10 protein-coding genes and 1 pseudogene are annotated in these 15,318 nt (G+C 62.3%); 5 read left to right on the top strand and 6 right to left on the bottom strand.

The window, feature by feature from the left end:
* Positions 1 to 7: 7 nt before the first annotated feature.
* From accC to NKI38_RS21675, 5 genes are all read right to left on the bottom strand, one after another.
* Complete coding sequence (gene accC / locus NKI38_RS21695; RefSeq protein ID WP_352660442.1) at positions 8 to 1,351, bottom strand: acetyl-CoA carboxylase biotin carboxylase subunit; 1,344 nt, start codon at positions 1,349 to 1,351, stop codon at positions 8 to 10.
* A gap of 10 nt (positions 1,352 to 1,361) precedes the next feature.
* Positions 1,362 to 1,820, bottom strand: coding sequence for an acetyl-CoA carboxylase biotin carboxyl carrier protein (accB, locus tag NKI38_RS21690; protein WP_352660439.1), 459 nt, complete (start codon positions 1,818 to 1,820; stop codon positions 1,362 to 1,364).
* 26 nt (positions 1,821 to 1,846) lie between these two features.
* Complete coding sequence (gene aroQ, locus NKI38_RS21685) at positions 1,847 to 2,281, bottom strand: type II 3-dehydroquinate dehydratase (protein ID WP_292186858.1); 435 nt, start codon at positions 2,279 to 2,281, stop codon at positions 1,847 to 1,849.
* A 150-nt stretch (positions 2,282 to 2,431) separates the two neighbouring features.
* Positions 2,432 to 3,235 carry a DsbA family protein gene (locus NKI38_RS21680; RefSeq protein WP_352633495.1) on the bottom strand — a complete coding sequence of 268 codons (804 nt, stop codon included), beginning with the start codon at positions 3,233 to 3,235 and terminating at the stop codon, positions 2,432 to 2,434.
* A gap of 60 nt (positions 3,236 to 3,295) precedes the next feature.
* On the bottom strand, positions 3,296 to 4,690 hold the full coding sequence (locus NKI38_RS21675; protein WP_352660436.1) for a M48 family metalloprotease: 1,395 nt from the start codon (positions 4,688 to 4,690) through the stop codon (positions 3,296 to 3,298).
* Positions 4,691 to 4,835: 145 nt separating this feature from the next.
* Here NKI38_RS21675 and NKI38_RS21670 point away from each other — a divergent pair, with 145 nt between their 5' ends.
* The 3 genes and pseudogenes from NKI38_RS21670 (at position 4,836) to NKI38_RS21660 (ending at position 7,612) form a co-directional block, all read left to right on the top strand.
* Positions 4,836 to 5,984 (top strand): pyridoxal phosphate-dependent aminotransferase, encoded by a 1,149-nt coding sequence (locus tag NKI38_RS21670; protein WP_352660433.1) that lies wholly within the window; start codon positions 4,836 to 4,838, stop codon positions 5,982 to 5,984.
* A gap of 100 nt (positions 5,985 to 6,084) precedes the next feature.
* Positions 6,085 to 6,958 (top strand): annotated as a pseudogene (locus tag NKI38_RS21665) (glutaminase).
* A 375-nt stretch (positions 6,959 to 7,333) separates the two neighbouring features.
* Positions 7,334 to 7,612 carry a hypothetical protein gene (locus NKI38_RS21660; protein ID WP_352660430.1) on the top strand — a complete coding sequence of 93 codons (279 nt, stop codon included), beginning with the start codon at positions 7,334 to 7,336 and terminating at the stop codon, positions 7,610 to 7,612.
* Between the two features lie 115 nt (positions 7,613 to 7,727).
* Here the strand turns inward: NKI38_RS21660 and NKI38_RS21655 are convergent, their stop codons facing one another.
* A complete protein-coding gene (locus tag NKI38_RS21655; protein WP_352660427.1) occupies positions 7,728 to 10,649 on the bottom strand; it encodes an Rne/Rng family ribonuclease in 2,922 nt (973 codons plus the stop codon).
* Between the two features lie 655 nt (positions 10,650 to 11,304).
* Here NKI38_RS21655 and NKI38_RS21650 point away from each other — a divergent pair.
* A complete protein-coding gene (locus NKI38_RS21650) occupies positions 11,305 to 12,567 on the top strand; it encodes an N-acetylmuramoyl-L-alanine amidase (RefSeq protein ID WP_352660424.1) in 1,263 nt (420 codons plus the stop codon).
* 213 nt (positions 12,568 to 12,780) lie between these two features.
* A complete protein-coding gene (locus NKI38_RS21645; RefSeq protein ID WP_352660421.1) occupies positions 12,781 to 15,237 on the top strand; it encodes a penicillin-binding protein 1A in 2,457 nt (818 codons plus the stop codon).
* Positions 15,238 to 15,318 lie beyond the last annotated feature (81 nt).

Raw genomic sequence — 15,318 nt, 5'->3', positions numbered from 1 at the left:
CTCCGCGCTACTCTTCCTTGGCCAGATATTTTTCCAGCCAGTGGATGTCGTAATCACCATTGGCGATGTCGGCATTGCCGACGAGATCGCGAAACAGCGGCAATGTCGTCTTGATACCATCAACGACGAATTCGTCCAACGCGCGGCGCAGGCGCATCATGCACTCGACGCGATTGCGCCCATGCACGATCAGCTTGCCGATCAGGCTGTCGTAATAGGGCGGGATCTTGTAGCCGGAATAGACGCCGGAATCGACGCGGATGCCCAGGCCGCCCGGTGTGTGGAAGTGGGTGATCGTGCCGGGCGAGGGCGTGAAGGTGCGTGGATCCTCGGCGTTGATGCGGCATTCGATGGCGTGGCCGTTGAACTTGATATCCTCCTGCTTCACCGAAAGGCCGCCGCCGGAGGCGACGCGGATCTGCTCGTGCACGAGGTCGATGCCTGTGATCGCTTCCGTCACCGGATGCTCGACCTGCAGGCGCGTGTTCATCTCGATGAAATAGAACTCGCCATTCTCGTAGAGGAATTCGATCGTGCCGGCGCCGGAATAGCCGAGGTCGGCGATGGCCTTGGCACAGATGCCGCCGATGTGGGCTCGCTCTTCGGCATTGAGGGCCGGCGAGGGAGCTTCTTCCCAGACCTTCTGGTGGCGGCGCTGCAAGGAGCAGTCGCGCTCGCCGAAATGGACGCCGTGGCCAAAGCCGTCGCCGAACACCTGCACCTCGATATGGCGCGGCTTTTCCAGGTATTTCTCGATGTAGACGGCATCGTCGCCGAAGGCCGCACCAGCTTCGGTGCTCGCTGTCTGCAAGGCGACCTCGAGGTCGGCCTCGGTAAGGGCGACCTTCATGCCGCGCCCGCCACCACCCGCGGATGCCTTGATGATCACGGGATAGCCGATCTCGGCGGCAATGCGCCTGGCTTCCTTTTGATCGGTAACCGCGCCGTCCGAACCGGGCACCACCGGAATGCCGAGGCGCTTTGCAGTGCGCTTGGCCTCGATCTTGTCGCCCATGATGCGAATGTGGTCGCCGGTCGGGCCGATGAAGGTGATGTTGTGCGCAGCCAGGATGTCGGCGAACTTGGCATTCTCCGACAGGAAGCCGTAGCCCGGATGCACGGCATCGGCGCCGGTGATTTCGCAGGCCGCGACGATCTGATGGATGTTGAGGTAGCTGTCGCGCGATGGCGGCGGGCCGATGCAGACGCTCTCGTCGGCGAGCCGCACATGCATGGCGTCGGCGTCGGCGGTCGAATGCACCACCACCGTCTGGATGCCGAGTTCCTTGCAGGCGCGCAGGACCCGGAGGGCGATTTCGCCGCGATTGGCGATGAGGATCTTCTGGAACATCCGGCCCGCTCTACTCGATCACGACAAGCGGCATGCCGTATTCGACGGGCTGCGAATCCTCGAACAGGATCGCCGTCACCGTGCCGGTGCGCGGCGAGGGGATCTGGTTCATTGTCTTCATCGCCTCGATGATGAGCAGCGTCTGGCCTTCCTTGACCTTCTGGCCGACCTCGATGAACGCCTTGGCGTCGGGCGACGGCGCCAGATAGGCGGTGCCCACCATCGGCGAGGTGACCGCATTCTTGGAAAGGTCCGCTACGACGGGCATGGCAACGGCGGCAGCTTGCGCTGGTGCCGGCGTATAGGCCTGCTGCGGCGCTGCGATCGCGTGAACCGCCGGCGCCTGGCGCGAGACGCGCACCTTCAGGTCACCCAGTTCAACCTCGATCTCGGTGAGGTTGGTGTCGTTCAGTATGCCCGCCAGATCGCGGATCAGCTGCTGGTCAACACCGGTCTTCTTTATCGACATTTTCGAGCCTTCTGTTTGTTGGCCGGTCATAGGCGTGCTGCCAGCGCCTGCAATGCCAGCGTGTAGCCGAGCGGCCCAAAGCCACAGATCATGCCGACGGCGACCGGCGCGACCATGGAGACGTGGCGGAATGGTTCCCGCGCATGGATGTTGGAAAGATGGACTTCGGCCACCGGCAATGGCGCGACAGCGCGGATGGCGTCGTGGATGGCGATCGACGTGTGGCTGTAGGCGCCAGGATTGATGACGATGCCGACAGCCTTGTCGCCGGCTTCCTGGATCCAGTCGACAAGGTCGCCCTCATGGTTCGACTGGCGGAAATCGATCTCAAGCCCAAGTGCCGTGCCGGCCTGCTTGCAGTCGTCGGCGATGGCGGCAAGTGTCTTGCCGCCATAGATGCCCGGCTCGCGCTTGCCGAGCGCGTTGAGATTGGGACCGTTCAGGACGAAAACCGTTTTCAAAAAAGCCGACCTTTCCCGGCGCCGACATCAAGCCGGCGCTCTGGGCCCTCTATAATGGGCATAGACGCCCGCGGAAAGAGCGCAAGTGCGTTCTTTCACTGTCCACAACAGGTGGAAATGTGCCCGTGAGAAATATGCTCGCGAGCAAGATCAGAGCGCGGCCTTCGCCGCCTCGATCTTTTCAGCCAGCACTTCCTGCCCAAGCGCACCAAACACGACCTCGTTGCCGACGACATAGGATGGCGTTCCGGTGATCGCCAGCTTGTTGGCAAGATCGAAGGTCTTGGAGAAGGTCTCGGTGATCGAGGGATCCTTCATCTTCTCGCGCAGCGCTGCTTCGTCGGCACCGAGCGACAGCGCGACCTTGATGGCCGCTGCCTCCGTGGCGCGCCCCTGGCCGCCGAGCAGCGCATTGTGGAACTCGCCGTATTTTTCCGGGTGCATCAGGTGAAAGGCCATCGAGACGACGCTCGCCTTTTGCGAATCCGGTCCGAGGATGGGGAATTCCTTGAGCACGAAGCGCAAATCCGGATCGGTCTTGGTCAGCGCCTTCATGTCGTCGATGGCGCGTTTGCAGAAGCCGCAATTGTAGTCGTAGAACTCGACGATGGTGACCTTGCCGTTCGGATTGCCGACGACACCGTCGAAGGCGGAGTTGAATATCTGGTCCTTGGCGTTCTTGATCACGCCGAGATGGGCGATACGCTGCTCTTCCTTCTGCTTGGCCTCAAGCGCGTCCTGGACCTCCAGAAGGACTTCCGGGTTCTTGAGCAGATAGTCGCGGATGATGCCTTCGACCTCGGTGCGGTCGATCTTGGTGTCGGCGGCCGCCGTCTCGACCGGCTGCGCTGTACCTGCCTTGGCAATCTGCGGGTTCCCTGCCACGAATCCGAAAGCCAGCATGGCAAGAGCGACCGCAACCCCCGTGGTGCCCAGCAGCAGTGCCTTTTTCATCGTTCCGTTCCTTCTACCTGTTTTCCGGTCTGGCTGTGTCGTGGCGCGCGGCCGGAAGGTTCACTTGATCTTGGTTGACGGCCTGTAGTTTATGATATCCTGGGCGCGAAGCCAGCGCGGCTCGCCGCGCTTCATCTCTTGCTGTGCCCGCATGGCGAAAATCTTCGCATCCTTATAGTTGCCGGAATAGAAATGGCCTTCGGCGGTGGCGAGTTCGGCGCCCGGTATGTCGCCCAGCTCGCCATAGGCCTGCGCCAGATAGCGATACCCGGCCGAATTTTCCTTGTCGCGCCCGAGGCCGTTGTTGATCTGCACCACGGCCTTTTTCAAGGAGTCCGGCGTGCCGACGGCCATCAGCGCCTGCCCAAGGGAGACAGGCAACAAGCCGGACCGTGCCGGATCGAGGCTGACCGCCCTGGCATAGGCGTCTGCGGCATCCCTAGGTTTGTTTGCCTTCATCAGGATATCGCCGCGCAGTTCCTGGAAATAGGCGTTCTTCGGCTGCGCCTTGATCAGCGCATTGGTCTTGGCGAGCGCGGTGGCGATGTTGCCGAACAGGTAGGTCGACTGGGCGTCGCCATACTGCGCGGCCAGCGTTCCCTGCATCTTTCGCATCAGCCGCGACGCAGCGGCCTGGCCACCCATGTAGACGGCGATCTTCACCCGCATCATGTCATGACGCTGCTGCAGCGCCGGCGAGTCCAGTCTGTCGACATTGGGGCTCTGTTTCACCAGCACTTCGAGATTGGCGATGCGGTCCTGCGGCATCGGATGGCTGATCCGGTAGGGATCGACTTGCGCGCCCGAAAGCGACAGCGCCGTCTGGAAGCGGTGGAACGTCTTCAGCATGCCCATGCCGGACTGGCCGGTGGCGTTGAGATAGGTGATTGCCGAGCGGTCGGCCGTCATCTCCTCTGTGCGCTGATAGGCGAGGATGCTGCGCTGCGCCATCTCGCCGCCGCCGGCCGCCACGCCCATGCCCGCACCGGCGAGGCCGCGGCTGTTGGTGGTCGCACCGGCGACGATGGTGCCGGCGCCAAGCAATGTCGCAATGATGGCCATCGTCTTGGCGCGTTCGAGCTGGTCGCGCAGTTTCTGCTGGTGGCCGCCGGCGATATGGCCGGTTTCGTGGGCAATGACGCCGATGATCTCGTTGGGCGTTTCGGCCGTCATCAGCGCGCCGGTGTTGATGAACAGCCGGCGCCCGGTGACGAAGGCGTTGAAACTCTGGTCGTTGACAAGAACGATGTCTATGCCGTCATTTGCCAGGCCCGCCGCCCTGAAGATCGGCCGCGCATAATCGCGCACCAGCGCCTCGATCTCGGCGTCGCGTACCACCGGCACGTTCTGGGCGAAAGCGCTAACCGAACTTGCCACTGCGACGGCAACGCCGAGCGAAAGCGTCGCGAAGACGCGCGCAGCTTGGGCAATCGTCGATTTGGGTCGGCTCAACATGATGGGTCCACTGGTAGACGAGCGGGCGAAAGATGAAAAGTCGGCGCCGGAAACTTCCTCAACTTGTGATCCTCACATCAATCGGGCATTTGTGCGGCGCATGCGCCAGTGCTTGGCGCGCTTGATCGTCGGGAATAGGGATAAAATGGTCGTTTCGCTCTCACGCCGCGGCAATGTCGAGCCTTTCCATGCCATGGACATTCTGGCCGAGGCAAACCGGCTGAAGGCGCAAGGCGTGCCGGTCATTTCCATGGCCGTCGGCCAGCCCTCCGATCCCGCACCGGTTCTGGTTCGCGCGGCGGCGGCCAAGGCCTTGCAGGAAGGTCGCATCGGTTACACCGATACGCTGGGACTGGCAGGTTTGCGCAAGGCGATCGCCGAACACTACGCTGATCACTATGGGCTTGATATCGAGCCCGGCCGGATCGCTGTGACCACCGGATCGTCGGCCGCCTTCAATCTCGCCTTCCTGGCGATGTTCGATCCAGGCGATCGCGTCGCCATTGCTGCACCCGGCTATCCCGCCTATCGCAACATCATGGCCGCACTCGGCATCGAGGTGGTCGAGATCGAACTCGGCGACGCGGCCTATCTGCATGCCGGCCATCTGGAAACGGCGCATCGTGAAAAGCCGCTGAAGGGCGTTCTGTTCGCAAGCCCGGCCAATCCGACCGGCGCGGTCATACCGGCCGATGAACTGGCGGCCCTGGTGAGGACGGCACAAGAACTCGGCATCGCCGTCATCTCGGACGAGATCTACCACCGGCTGGCTTATTCCGCCCCCGACACCACGGCGCTTGCCTACGGAGGCGACGTGACGGTGATCAATTCCTTCTCGAAATACTACTGCATGACCGGTTGGCGCATCGGCTGGATGGTGCTGCCCGAAGAGCTGGTGCGGCCGGTCGAGCGCATCGCCCAGAGCCTCTACATCTCGCCGCCGGAACTGTCGCAGATCGCCGCCATCGAGGCGTTCAAGGCAACTGAGGAGCTGGAAGCGGTGAAAAGCCGCTACGCCCGGAATCGCGAACTCCTGATGAAACGCCTGCCGGAACTCGGCTTTCCGCTGGCGGCCCCGATGGACGGCGCCTTCTACGCCTTTTGCGATGTCACCCGGCACACCAACGACAGCATGGCCTTCGCGCGGAAAATGCTGGCTGAAGCGCATGTCGCGGCAACGCCCGGCCGCGACTTCGACATCCAGGCGGGGCACCGGATGATGCGGTTTTCCTATGCCGGCAGCCACGACGACATGGTCGAGGCAATGACACGCATTGAACGCTGGTTGAGGTAGCGCCATGCCGGAACTCGAGCAGGCCCTCAAACTTGACCAGGCCCCCAAACTTGAACAGGCCCCCAAACTTGAACAGGCATTGGCCGAAGTCGCCGCTGAAATGGCCGAACGCAGCGATCGTGGCGACGTTGCCACCTACATTCCTCAGTTGGGCAAGGTCGACCCGAAGAAATTCGGCATCGCCGCTGTCACCAATGACGGCCGCGTGCTGATGGCGGGCGACGCCGAGCAGGCCTTTTCGATCCAGAGCATCTCTAAGGTGTTCACCTTGACGCTGGCGCTCGGCAATGTCGGCGACGCGCTGTGGCAGCGGGTCGGGCGCGAACCGTCAGGCAATCCGTTCAACTCGATCGTACAGCTCGAGCATGAGAACGGCATTCCGCGCAATCCGTTCATCAATGCCGGCGCCATCGTTATTTCCGACATCCTGCTTGCTGGCCACCAGCCACGCGAGGCGATCGGCGAAATCCTGCGCTTCATCCAGTTCCTCGCCGATGACGAGACGATCATTATCGATCGCGAGGTCGCGGCGTCCGAACGGGCCACCGGCTATCGCAACTTCGCGCTTGCCAACTACATGAAATCTTTCGGCAATCTCCACCATGCGCCGGAGCTGGCGCTGGGCGTCTACTTCCACCATTGCGCCATTGCCATGAGTTGCCGGCAACTGGCGCTCGCCGGCCGCTTCCTCGCCAATGGCGGCAAGAACCCGGCGACCGGGCATTCCGTGGTATCGGTCGAGCGGCGCCATGATGCTGACCTGTGGCCATTATGACGGCTCCGGCGATTTCGCCTTCCGCGTCGGCATCCCCGGCAAGAGCGGCGTCGGCGGCGGCATATTGGGCATCGTGCCGGGCGTGGCGTCGCTTGCCGTCTGGTCGCCAGGTCTCAACGCCAACGGCAATTCCAAGCTGGGATCGATCGCACTGGAAAAGCTGGCCAGGATGATGAACTGGTCGATCTTCGCGCCTTGAGGCATGTCGCCCAGAAGTGCGCAGTGGTTTGGGACAACGACATGCATAGAGAAGCGCGAGCGTTTCGCGGCGGATCGGAACGCCAGATCTGAAAAATTGGCAGTGGGTCAGTTTGGAATCTTAGATTGCCGGCGAATGCCCACAGCGCCTGCCGCGGCACCGCCTAACCCGAACGACATATATCGTTCGATCAGTTCCGGGCCATTAACCATAATACTATCGAATAGAGAATGGACCCGACCTCGCTGGAAGAGTCTCATGGTTCTTTGCGGCATCAGGCCGTGCCTCTGCCTCTCACGTGCCTCTGCCTCTCAAAAAAAGATGCGGCCTCTCAAAAAAGATGGGTCGCTTTTGGGCTTCTCAGTGGAGGAATAGATGAAAACGCTCCTTACGTTCGCGGCGGCTTTGGCACTCGCACTCGCAGCGTCCGCTCCCGCGTCTGCCGTGAAGAATGGATTTGACAGCGATACGTCAACCACATCCGGACAGGGAAATGGCGGAAAAACAAATGACAGCGCTAACCCGGATAACAGTGGCACGACGACAACGACCACCACGACTTCAGGACCACATGGTCAGGTGAAGCAGGGCGACACCGACTGTAATAACTGCTCGACGACGACCACGTCGGACTTGCCAGGCAAGAACAGATAGGCCAACGAAGAACCGGGGCGGGGAAACCAGCCCCTCGCTACCAAAAATCCCGCGCCGTCTTTCAAAACAGCGCGGGATTTATTTGTCAGAAAATCACTTCAAGCGACTGAAAGACTTAGAAAAAGCCCTTCCGCTGCCACCAGCCCGCACGCTTCGGCTTGTCCTCGGTTTTCGCGGCCGCTTCTTCGGCTACGGTCGAAGACACCACCGGCACGACTGGCGCATCCGCGGCCGCCGCCTTGCGTCGCGACGGGCGGGCCTTTGGTGCCTTCTCGACAGCCGCTGCCTCGTCGGACGCAGTGGCCGGCGTCTCGACCGGTGCTTCCACCTCGGCGGCCGGCGCCTCGGCGACGACCTCGGCCGCGGCCTTCTTCGGCTTGGCGGCACGGCGTGGCTTCTTCGGCTTCTCTGTTGCCGGCGTGTCGTCGTTGGCCGGAGCAAGCGCCACCGGCTCTTCGACTGGTGCGGCGATTGCCGGCTCGCTAGCGATCACCTCGGTTGCGGAGACTTCGCCTTCAGACGCGTCGGCTGTCTCGCCAGCGCTTGCCTCGGCTTCGCCTTCGCCATCTTCACGGCGATTGCGTTTGCCGCCGCGCTTGCCGCGCCGGCGCTTCTTGCCCTGGCCTTCGTCCGAAGCTTCAACCGTTTCGGAGGTTTCGGCAACACCAACAGCGGCGTCCTCGTCCGCTTCCGCGTCACTATCGCTGGCGGCCGAATCGGAGAACTCATTGGCTGGTGTCGAGACGGAAGCACCGTCCGTTGCCGCGCCATGTTCGCGGTCGCGATCCTTGCCGCCGCGACGTCTGCGACGCTTGCGACGCTTGCGGTCGCGACCTTCGCCTTCCTCGCCACCGGCGGCAGGTCGGGGTTGTTGCTGCGGCTGCTGCTGGCGTGGCTGTTCGGCCTGCACCGGCGCCTCGTCGTCTTCCTCGATGACGACAATCTCGTCCTCGGGCTCTTCCGGCTCGACATAGGCAGGCAGGCTGCGCAACTCGACAAAGCCTTCCGGCTTTTCAGCCAGCGCGCCGCGGAAGATCGCATAGTGCTGCGCACCGACAGAATCGTCGGCCTCGACGGTGATCGTCAGCCCAAAGCGGCTTTCGAGTTCCACCAGCGTGCCGCGCTTGTGGTTGAGCACATAGAGCGCGGTCGCCGCCGGCGTCCGCACCGTGATGTGGCTGCGCGAATCCTTGAGCAGGAATTCCTCGATCGCCCGCACCACCAGCAGCGCGACCGACGAATCGGAGCGCACATGGCCGGTGCCGCCGCAATGCGGGCAGGGCTTCATGGTCGATTCCAGCACGCTGGCGCGGATGCGCTGGCGTGACATCTCCATCAGGCCGAAATGCGAGATACGGCCGACCTGGATGCGCGCACGATCGTTCTTGAGGTGATCCTTCAGCCGCTTCTCGACGGAGCGGTTGTTGCGGTTCTCCTCCATGTCGATGAAGTCGATGACGATCAGGCCGGCGAGATCGCGCAGCCTGAGCTGACGCGCGACTTCCTCGGCCGCCTCCAGATTGGTGTGGAGCGCGGTGTCCTCGATCGAGTGCTCCTTGGTGGAGCGGCCCGAATTGACGTCGATGGCAACCAGCGCCTCGGTCTGGTTGATGATGATGTAGCCGCCGCTCTTCAGCGTCACTTGCGGCTGCAGCATGCGGTCGAGCTGCGCTTCGATGCCGTTGCGCACGAAGATCGGCGTCGTGTCGCGGAACGGCTGAACCACCTTGGCGTGGCTCGGCATCAGCATGCGCATGAAGTCCTTGGCCTCGCGATAGCCTTCCTCGCCGGAGACAAGAATCTCGTCGATATCCTTGTTGTAGAGGTCGCGCACCGAACGCTTGATCAGGCTACCTTCCTCATAGACCAGGGCAGGGGCCGTGGACTGCAAGGTGAGACTGCGGACATTTTCCCAAAGCCGCATCAGATATTCGTAGTCGCGCTTGATCTCCGCCTTGGTGCGGCTCTCGCCGGCGGTGCGCAGGATGACGCCCATGCCTTGCGGCACTTCGAGATCGGCAACGACCTCCTTCAGGCGCTTGCGGTCGACCGCGCTGGTGATCTTGCGCGAAATGCCGCCGCCGCGGGCCGTGTTCGGCATCAGCACCGAATAGCGACCGGCAAGCGACAGATAGGTGGTCAGCGCCGCACCCTTGTTGCCGCGCTCTTCCTTGACGACCTGCACCAGCAGTATCTGCCGGCGCTTGATCACTTCCTGGATCTTGTACTGGCGGCGCACCGGCTTGCGGCGGTTGCGCACTTCTTCCAGCGCGTCCTCGGCGCCGACCGATTCGACCTCGTGATCATCCGGATGCGAGGACTGAACCTCCTCAAGCATGCCGCGATCATTGTCGCCTGACGTCGCTTCGCTGCCCTGTTCGGCCTGCGGGACGGATTCGGAAATCACATCGGCTTCGACGGAGGCTGCGATCGACGTCGGACCGCCTTCGCGGGTTTCGACTTCGTCCGGATCGGCGGAATCCTCGCCATGTCCGGACGCATCGGCATGTTCCGACGTATCGGCCGCATGTTCGATGATCTCGGATGTGTGGGAGATGTCTTCGGCACCAGCATCGGCGCCATTGTCGCTTGTCTCGTCGGCAGCGTCGCTTGCCTCGCCGGAATCGGCTGCATCGCGCTTGTGCTCACCGCGGTCGCGGGGCTTGCCGCCGCGTCGGCGGCCGCGCCGTCCACGATCGCGGCTCTGGCGATCATCGCCGTCGCCGTCCTCGTTCTCCTCGTCCTCGGCCTCTTGCGCTTCCGCGCGCAGCAGTGCCTGACGATCGGCGACCGGAATCTGGTAGTAGTCGGGGTGAATTTCACTGAAGGCGAGAAAACCGTGACGGTTGCCGCCATATTCGACAAAGGCTGCCTGAAGGGAGGGCTCTACGCGCGTTACACGGGCTAGGTAGATGTTTCCTTTGAGCTGCTTCTTGTCCTGGGATTCAAAGTCGAATTCTTCAATACGATTACCGCGAACGACGACAACGCGTGTTTCCTCCGGGTGGGAGGCGTCTATCAGCATTTTGTTGGGCATTATTTCGTTTCCTCCCGGCAGCCGTCAGCCGCAGCTTGCGAGGCAAAGCCTGCTGCTGCGTGTCTGCAATGTGGGTGCCGGATATCTGGATGTCCGCCGGCCGCCGCTTGAGCGCCATGGCGGTGCCGCCCGCAGCCATACTGGCGCGGTTTGATGCGGACCTTTCCATGATTGCGCTTGAAGCCATCGTCACCAGCAGAACCTTTTGAACCAAAGCCCGGACGAACCGGACCAGCTTGTTTGCTCATACAGAGCCGGCGCGGGAACAAACCCGGCCGTTTTCCTCACGCAGGCGATTCCCCCGCCACGGGCGCACACCTGCGAAATTCGTCGCGATCACCTGAACCCTTTTCGCGTGAAGCGAAAGGAGCCGCCTTTTTCATCTGACCCTGTAGCAGGAAGCTGCGGAGGAGGGCGGTTCCAGGATTGCAGTGATCCACCATCGCTTTTATGATTTGGCGGGGTGGAAGGCAACCCCGATTTCCGATGCCGGCAAAAAGCAGTTCCGTAACGTAAGTACAGCTACCGACCCTTGCATGAAAAGGCTTGGTTAACCTTCTCTGGATACCAATCGTTAATCGAGTTCGCGGCCTAACCGGCACTTCGACGAAACGACCAGGCGCCTGGCGCCAAACCGGGAGCGACTGGAAGAGAGATGGGACTGGCAGACTTCACAGACAAGGGATGTCGTGTTGGCGGCCGGGTTCTGGCCGCTTTCTGCCTCTTGCTGCTGCTGGCGATCTCGTCTGCCTTTTCCTCTGTCGCCAATGCCGCCGACGCTCCACTTGTGGCAAAAGGCTACAAGATGGCCGGCGATGCCACCAAGACGCGCATCGTCATGGATTTCGACCGTGAGCCCGATATCAAATGGTTCCTGCTGCGCGGTCCCAACCGGCTTGTCCTCGATCTTGCCAATACGAGATTCGCCATTGACGCCAAGGATTTGAAGGCACGCGGCCTGGTCAAGGGCGTACGCCTGGGCGAGCTCGGCGAGGGCGTTTCGCGGCTGATCATCACCGGCAAGGGCCCCTTCGCCGTCGACAAGCTCGATGTGCTCAAGAACGAGGATGGAACCGGCTACCGCATTGCCATCGACATGTCGGCGGCGTCCGCACGCGAGTTCGATGCCGCACTTGCCAATCAGGCGCTGACCACCGGATCGACCGTTTCGACCGACAAGGGAGGGCGGATCGGCACCGGACCGGTCTCCAATCCGGGCCATCGCTTCACCGTCGTCATCGACCCAGGCCATGGCGGCATCGACGGCGGGGCCGAGGGCCTGAACGGCACCATCGAGAAGAACGTCACGCTCGCCTTCGCCACGGAGCTGCGCGACAAACTGGCCGCCGTCGGCAATTACGATGTGTTCATGACGCGCAACACCGACGAATTCCTGCGTCTGGACGACCGCGTGCGCATTGCCCGGCAGCACGAGGCCGACCTGCTCATTTCCATCCATGCCGACACGATCAGCGTCAAGGGCATTCGCGGCGCCACCGTCTACACGGTTTCCGACAAGGCTTCGGATCCCGAGGCGCAGGCGCTTGCCGACCGGGAAAACCTCTCCGACCAGTTTGCCGGCATGGAAATCAAGAACGACAGCAAGGAAGTCACCGACATCCTGATCGACCTGATCCGCCGTGAAACGCACAATTTCTCGATGAGTTTCGCCCACACACTGGTCGGCCAGTTGTCGACCAGCGTCGGCCTGATCAACAATCCGCAGCGTTCGGCGGGCTTCAAGGTGCTGAAAGCACCAGATGTGCCATCCGTACTGGTCGAACTCGGTTATCTTTCGAACGCCAAGGACGAGGCGCAGCTGCTCAACGCCGACTGGCGGGGCAAGGCGGCCCAGAGCATAACCAATGCCGTCGCGCTTTTCGCTTCGGCCAAGGCGGAACCGGGAACCGGAGGCTGATATGCCCGGCGGCGCCTGCAACCAGAGGCAGCGTTGCTCGGCGACAACACACGGTGCTTTTATTTTCGGCTCGCGACCGCGAAATCCTGCATTGCCGTATTTTGTCCACATGGTGGCGACAAGGGTCTTCGATTACGGATTGGGACCGGCTCGAAAGCTTGCGCGAAAGGCGGCTTCGTTTAGGAAATTCCCGAACCAAGGACTGGAGCGGGTATGATTCGTCTCATTGGCTATTTTTTCGGCATCGGCACGACGCTGGCCCTTCTGGTCGCGGCGGGCGTTGCGATCTACATAGGCCATTTGTCGAAGGATCTGCCCGACTACGAGGTGCTGGCTAAATACGAGCCGCCGGTGACCACCCGCATCCATTCATCGGATGGCGCGTTGATGGCCGAATATGCGCGCGAACGGCGCCTGTATCTGCCGATCCAGGCCATACCGGACCGCGTCAAGGCGGCCTTCCTGTCGGCGGAAGACAAGAACTTCTACAACCACCCCGGCATCGACGTGACCGGCCTCGGCCGCGCCATCATCGTCAACCTGCAGAATCTCGGCTCGGGCAGGCGTCAGGTAGGCGCTTCGACGATCACCCAGCAGGTGGCGAAGAACTTCCTGTTGTCCTCGGACCAGACCTACGAGCGCAAGATCAAGGAGATGATCCTCGCCTTCCGCATCGAGCAGGCCTATCCCAAGGACCGTATTCTCGAGCTCTATCTTAACGAAATCTTCTTCGGCTTCGGCGCCTATGGCGTCGCCGGCGCGGCGCTGACCTATTTCGACAAGTCGGTCAACGAGCTGAGCGTGGCCGAGGCCGCCTATCTGGCCTCCCTGCCGAAGGGGCCGAACAACTACCACCCCTTCAAGCATGCCGATCGCGCGCTGGAGCGCCGCAACTGGGTCATCGACCAGATGGTCGAGAATGGCTACGTCACGCGTGAGGAAGGCAACAAGGCGAAGGCCGAGCCGCTGGGCGTGACCCCGCGCCGCAACGGCAACTATCTGTTTGCCGGCGAGTACTTCACCGAAGAGGTGCGCCGCCAGATCATCGCCCGTTACGGCGAGAATGCGCTTTACGAAGGCGGCCTTTCCGTCCGCACCACACTCGACCCGAAGATCCAGCTCATTGCCCGCAAGTCGATGCAGAACGGGTTGATGAAATACGACACCCTGCGCGGTTATCGTGGGCCGGTGAAATCCATCGACGTGTCGGGCGACTGGGGCGTGCCGCTGGGCGCCGTCAAAGGGCTGGAGGACGTTCCCGAATGGTCGCTGGCCGTCGTGCTCGACAGTTCGGCGACCGGCCTGTCGATAGGTCTGCAGCCCGCGCGCCAGGCATCGGGCGAAATCGTCAAGGAACGCGTCGAAGGCACCGTCAGCAAGGAGGACATGGGTTTTGCCATGCGCCATGTGGTCGGCGGCAAGACCGTCAAGGCCAAGTCGCCGGCGGAGGTGTTGAAGCCGGGCGACGTCATCTTCGTGCAGAAGAACGATGGCTCCGATGGCGCCTACAGCCTGCGCCAGGTTCCAGAGGTTGAGGGCGGCCTGATCGCCATGGATCCGCATACCGGCCGCGTGCTGGCCATGGTCGGCGGCTTCTCCTACGCGCAGTCCGAATTCAACCGCGCGACGCAAGCCATGCGCCAGCCGGGTTCCTCGTTCAAGCCGATCGTCTATTCGGCGGCTCTCGACAATGGCTATACGCCGGCCTCGGTGATCATGGATGGGCCGATCACCATCCAGAGCGGCAACACGACCTGGACGCCGAAGAACTACGACGGCACCGTCGCTGGTCCGGCAACCCTGCGCTCCGGCATCGAGAAGTCGCGCAACCTGATGACGGTGCGGCTTGCCAACGACATGGGCATGAAGCTGGTCGTCGAATATGCCGAACGCTTTGGCGTCTACGACCATCTGGCGCCGTATCTGCCGATGGCGCTGGGCTCCGGTGAAACCACCGTGATGCGTATGGTGTCGGCCTATTCGATCATGGCCAATGGCGGCAAGTCGATCAAACCATCGCTGATCGACCGCATCCAGGACCGCTACGGCAAGACCGTGTTCAAGCAGGACGAACGTGGCTGCCAGGGCTGCAATGCGCCCGAATGGCAGAACCAGCCTGAGCCGGAACTGGTCGACAATTCCGAGCAGGTGCTCGATCCGATGACCGCCTATCAGATCACCTCGATGATGGAAGGTGTCGTGCAGCGCGGCACCGGCGCCACCATCGGCGAACTGGGCCGCCATATTGCCGGCAAGACCGGAACGACGAACGACGAAAAGGATGCCTGGTTCATCGGTTACACGCCCAATCTCGTCGTCGGTCTCTACATGGGCTACGACACCCCGCGCGGGCTTGGCCATGGCGCCACCGGCGGCGGTCTCGCGGCACCTATCTTCAAGGACTTCATGCGGGTGGCGCTGGACGGCACGCCCAATGTCGACTTCAAGGTTCCGGACGGCATGAACCTGGTCGCCATCAATCGCAAGACCGGCATGCGTGCCGCGTCGGGCGATCCCGGCACCATCATCGAGGCCTTCAAGCCGGGTACCGGTCCCGCCGACAGCTATTGGGTGATCGGCATGGGCGCCGACGGCTCCAATGCCACCGGTGGCGCGCTGTCGCCGCAGGCCAATCAAGCCATCCAGTCCGGCGGCGGCGGCCTCTACTGACGATTTTCAGGAGCGGATGGGCTGGCCTTGCGCCGGCCCATTTTGCTTTACAGCCGGCGGCCGCCTCCCTATGTATCGCCG

This window comes from Mesorhizobium sp. M0621, assembly GCF_040320745.1.
Taxonomy (GTDB): Bacteria; Pseudomonadota; Alphaproteobacteria; order Rhizobiales; family Rhizobiaceae; genus Mesorhizobium.
Note: the sequence above shows the minus strand (reverse complement) of the source record. Positions and strands in the feature narration are given on the sequence as shown.